This window comes from Dietzia sp. HMSC21D01 (assembly GCF_001815995.1).
In the GTDB taxonomy this organism is placed as follows: domain Bacteria; phylum Actinomycetota; class Actinomycetes; order Mycobacteriales; family Mycobacteriaceae; genus Dietzia; species Dietzia cinnamea.
In genome coordinates, this window is sequence record NZ_KV823628.1 from 1 (window position 1) to 3464 (window position 3464).

Annotated in this window: 4 protein-coding genes; 1 reads left to right on the forward strand and 3 read right to left on the reverse strand. The window is 73.2% G+C overall.

All coding sequences use genetic code 11. From position 1 onward, the window contains the following. On the reverse strand, window positions 1–862 hold an 862-nt coding region (gene truA, locus HMPREF3086_RS00850; RefSeq protein ID WP_070719724.1), incomplete at its 3' end, for a tRNA pseudouridine(38-40) synthase TruA. A 311-nt stretch (window positions 863–1173) separates the two neighbouring features. Here truA and HMPREF3086_RS00855 point away from each other — a divergent pair. Beyond that, window positions 1174–1920, forward strand: a complete 747-nt coding sequence (locus HMPREF3086_RS00855) for an SGNH/GDSL hydrolase family protein (RefSeq protein WP_246830836.1) — start codon at window positions 1174–1176, stop codon at window positions 1918–1920. A gap of 74 nt (window positions 1921–1994) precedes the next feature. Here the strand turns inward: HMPREF3086_RS00855 and rplQ are convergent, their stop codons facing one another. Next, window positions 1995–2585, reverse strand: coding sequence for a 50S ribosomal protein L17 (gene rplQ, locus HMPREF3086_RS00860; protein WP_070719725.1), 591 nt, complete (start codon window positions 2583–2585; stop codon window positions 1995–1997). Window positions 2586–2619: 34 nt separating this feature from the next. Further along, window positions 2620–3464, reverse strand: an 845-nt coding sequence (locus HMPREF3086_RS00865) for a DNA-directed RNA polymerase subunit alpha (RefSeq protein WP_070719727.1), incomplete at its 5' end; no start/stop codon positions are given.

Genomic DNA, 3464 nt, shown 5'->3' on the forward strand with positions numbered 1-3464 from the left:
CGCCGCCCGGGCCCGGCCGCAGCTCGCGCGTGACGAGGTTCCGCGCGGCGAGCTCGTCGTCCGCCGGGTAGTCGACCCCGATCAGCGACAACCCGCGCGCGGGCGCCACGGGCACCGCGGAGGACCGCTCGGTCTCCGCCAGCAGCCCGCTGATCCAGTCGAGGCTGCGCCGGCCCTCCCCCACGGCCATCACGGCGCCCACGAGGCTGCGCACCATCGACCAGCAGAACGCGTCCGCGCTGACCGACGCCGTCCACACCTCGGTCGCACCGGGCGCGTCCGCACCGCGCGGATCCGGCTCGGTCCGCCACTCGAAGCGCTGCAGCTCCCGGATGGTGGTGGCACCCTCGCGGCGGCGGCAGAACGCGGCGAAGTCGTGCAGGCCCAGCAGCCGCTCCGAGGCCGCGCGCACCGCCTCGAGGTCCGCGGTGCGGGTCCACGCCGCCGTGTCGCGGGCGCGGGTGGGTTCGGCGCCCCACGGCGCGGTGGTGAGGCGGTACTCGTAGTGACGGCGCAGGGCGGAGAAGCGGGCGTCGAACTCGTCCGGCACCCACCGCGCGTCCATCACGGCGATGTCCGCGGGCAGCAGCCGTGCGAGCCTCCGGACCAGCGCCTCAGGGCGCCCGTCCAGCGAGCGCTGGTCGAGCCACGCCGGGTCCACGTCGACGTGGCAGACCTGGGCGCGGGCGTGCACCCCGGCGTCGGTCCGGCCCGCGACGGTCAGCGTGACCGGGTTCCGCAGCACGGTGCCGAGTTCGGCCTCGAGCACCCCGCACACCGTCCGCAGCCCGGGCTGACGCGCCCACCCGGAGAAGTCGGTGCCGTCATAGGCGACGTCGAGGCGGATCCGGCGGGTGCTCACGGCCTACAGACGCTAGACCACGCCCGCGCGCGCCCGCCACACCAGCCCACCGCCGCCCGGTCCGGCACGATGGCCCCATGTCGTCGCCGCGCCCACCGTCGTCCCCGTCCCGACCGGCGCCGGGGTGGTCCGCCCCGTCGGTCCGTCCCCCGCACCGCGCCGCGCGTAGCCGCCCACGCAATGCCGCGCTCCTCGCCGTCGGCGTAGCCGTCGCCCTCACGCTGGGGGCCTGTTCCGGGAGCGACGACGAGGCCCCGCCCCCCGCGTCCCCTCCCGCGCCCACCGACATCGCAGGACCGCCCGACACCGCCGTGGCCCGGTACGTGGCACTCGGCGACTCGTTCGCCGCCCTGGGTCCGACCAACGCCCCGACGAGCGGGCCGGAGGCGTGCCTGCGCTCCACCCGCAACTACCCGTCTCTGCTCGCCGGCGACATCCGGCCGGGCGAGTTCATCGACGCCACCTGCGGCGGAGCGCGGACGGTGGACATGACCGCACCCCAGATCCCCGAGACCCCGCCGCAGTTCGACGCCCTCACCGCCGAGACGGACCTGGTGACCCTGTCGATCGGCGGCAACGACATCGGGTTCGGCGACATCGTGGGATGCGTGATGCGGACAGCCCGAGTCGCCGACGGTGCGCCCTGCCGCGAGCGGCTGGACGGCGTCACCTCGGACGCGCTGGCCGGGCTGGCGGGCCGACTGGATGACGTGTACGCCGGCATCCGCGAGCGCTCGCCCGATGCCCGGATCGTCACCACCGCGTACCTCCCGCTGGTGCCCGAGCTCGACAGCTGCGACTTCGTGGACCGGATGAGCCCCGGTGACGTGGACTGGACGCGCTCCGTCACCGAGCGGATCAACCGGGTCGTCGTGGACGCCGCGGACCGCGCGGGCGCCGCGGCGGTCCTGCCCGACGACGCCGCGAGCCGCCACGCCTGCGCGCCGGTGGCGGGGCGTTACACCGACTTCACCGGCATCGAGACCGCCTCGCACCCGACGCACCCCACGGCTGCGGGGCACCGGGCGATGGCCGAGGCGGTCGCGGACGTGCTCTGACCGGAGGCGTGTACGACGAGGGCCCCGTCTCCGCGGGTGCGGTGACGGGGCCCTGCATCTCGTACCGGGGCGGATCAGGCCTTGTCGGCGTCCGAACCCTCGGCGTGGGTCGCGTCCTCGGACACGGCCTCGGCGGTCTCCTCAACGGCGTCCACCTGGGCGTCGTCGGCGCCCTCGACCTGGTCGGCGATCGGGCTGTTGGCCTCGGCCTCGGCGGTCACGTCATCGGTCGACTCGGCGGCGGCCGGGGCGGCGGCGGCCTTGGAGGCGGCGGCGCGGGTGGCGCGGGAGGCCTCCGCGGAGGCGAGCTCCTCGGTCACGAGCGCGATCATCGCCATGGGCGCATTGTCGCCCTTGCGGTTCTCGAGCTTGACGATCCGGGTGTAGCCACCGTCGCGGTTGGCCGCGCGCGGGCCGATCTCGGCGAACAGCTTGTGCAGGACGTCCTTGTCGCGGATGACCTTGGCGGCCTCACGACGGTCGGCCAGCGTGCCGCGGCGGGCCTTGGTGACGAGCTTCTCCGCGTACGGGCGCAGCAGCTTCGCCTTGGTCTCCGTGGTGCGGATGGCGTCGTGCTCGAACAGCTGGGTGGCCAGGTTCGAGAGGATGAGCCGCTGGTGGGCGGCGGATCCGCCGAGGCGGGCGCCCTTCTTGGGCTTGGGCATCAGATTCTCCTAGGAATGGTGTTCCGGGCGCTCGTCAGAGCTGCTCGGTCTCGGCGTAATCCTCGCCGCCCTCGTCGGTCCACGTCCCGGTCTCGGCGTCGTAGCCGGCGACCGAGGCGGGATCGAATCCGGGGGGCGCGTCCTTGAGCGACAGGCCCAGCTCGACGAGCTTGACCTTGACCTCGTCGATCGACTTCTGGCCGAAGTTGCGGATGTCGAGCAGGTCCGACTCGCTGCGGGCCACGAGCTCGCCCACCGTGTGGACGCCCTCGCGCTTGAGGCAGTTGTAGGACCGGACCGACAGGTCCAGGTCGTCGATGGGCATGCCGTAGGCGGCGATGTGGTCGGCCTCGGCCGGGCTGGGCCCGATCTCGATCCCCTCCGCCTCCTCGTTGAGCTCACGGGCGAGACCGAAGAGTTCGACGAGGGTCTTACCGGCGGACGCCAGGGCGTCACGGGCGGTCATCGAGTTCTTGGTCTCGACGTCCAAGACCAGGCGGTCGAAGTCCGTGCGCTGGTGCACACGGGTCGCCTCGACCTTGTAGGTCACCTTGAGGACGGGCGAGTAGATCGAGTCGACCGGGATCCGGCCGATCTCGTGGCCGGCGTCCTTGTTGAGCCCGGCGGGCACGTAGCCACGGCCGCGCTCGACGACCAGCTCGATCTCCAGACGGCCCTTCTCGTTGAGAGTGGCGATGTGCAGGTCCGGGTTGTGCACCTCGACGCCGGCGGGCGGGACGATGTCACCGGCGGTGACGGCACCCGGCCCCTGCTTCTTGAGGTACATGGTGACCGGCTCGTCCTCGACGGACGAGACGACCAGGCCCTTGAGGTTGAGGATGATGTCGGTGACATCCTCCTTGACGCCCGGCACGGTGG